The organism is Sphaerisporangium album (genome assembly GCF_003323745.1).
In the GTDB taxonomy this organism is placed as follows: Bacteria; Actinomycetota; Actinomycetes; order Streptosporangiales; family Streptosporangiaceae; genus Sphaerisporangium; species Sphaerisporangium album.
In genome coordinates this window covers 1-1,021 of sequence record NZ_QOIL01000062.1, presented here as the reverse complement: position 1 = coordinate 1,021, position 1,021 = coordinate 1, and the positions used below count along the sequence as shown (strand labels likewise).

The 1,021-nt window shown below is 70.1% G+C and carries 1 protein-coding gene; it reads left to right on the top strand.

All coding sequences use genetic code 11. The features are described 5' to 3' along the window. The coding region (locus tag DQ384_RS40200; protein ID WP_220183406.1) for a discoidin domain-containing protein at positions 1-1,021 on the top strand (1,021 nt) is incomplete at both ends.

Below are 1,021 nucleotides of genomic sequence, written 5' to 3'. Positions count from 1 at the left end.
TCCGGCCTGCTCGTGCTGTTCGGGCCGGGCCTGCCCGCCACGGCGGCCGGCCCCAACCTCGCCGCCGGCAAACCCGCCACCGAAAGCAGCCACGCCGACGTCTACGGCGCCGGCAACGTCACCGACGGCAACGCCGCCACCTACTGGGAAAGCACCAACAACGCCTTCCCGCAGTGGGTCCAGGTCGACCTCGGCTCGGCCGTCAGCGTCAACCAGGTCATCCTCAAGCTCCCCAACGTGGCCGCCTGGCAGACCCGCACCCAGACCCTCTCGATCCTGACCGGCACCGCCAACCCACCGACCACCACCACGGTCGGCTCCGCCGGCTACACCTTCAACCCGGCCACCGGCAACACCGTGACGATCAACTTCACGGCCACCAACGCCCGGTACGTCCGGCTGAACATCACCGGCAACACCGGATGGCCCGCCGGCCAGATCTCCGAGTTCGAGGTCTACGGCCCCGGCGGCACCGGCGGCGACACCACCCCGCCCAGCGCCCCCGGCGGCCTGGCCTACACCCAGCCCGGTTCCGGCCAGATCCGGCTGACCTGGAACGCCTCCACCGACAACGTCGGCGTCACCGGGTACAACATCTACGCCAACAGCGCCCTGCGCGGCAGCGTCGCGGGCAACGTGCTGACCTACACCGACACCCAGCCCGACACCGCGACCGTGTCGTACTACGTCACGGCGAAGGACGCGGCCGGCAACGAGTCCGGCCCGAGCAACACCGTGACCCGCACCGGTTCGGGCGGCGGCGGGACGAACCTCGCGGTCGGCAAGCCCATCACCGCCAACGGCTCGGTCTTCACCTTCGTGCCTGCCAACGCCAACGACAACAACGTCGCCACCTACTGGGAAGGCGCCGCGGGCTACCCGAACACCCTGACCGTCCAGCTCGGGTCCAACGCCGACGTCAACCAGGTCGTCGTCAAGCTCAACCCCGACAGCTCCTGGGGCCCGCGCACCCAGACCATCCAGGTCCTCGGACGTGAGCAGAGCGCCACGGCGTTCACCA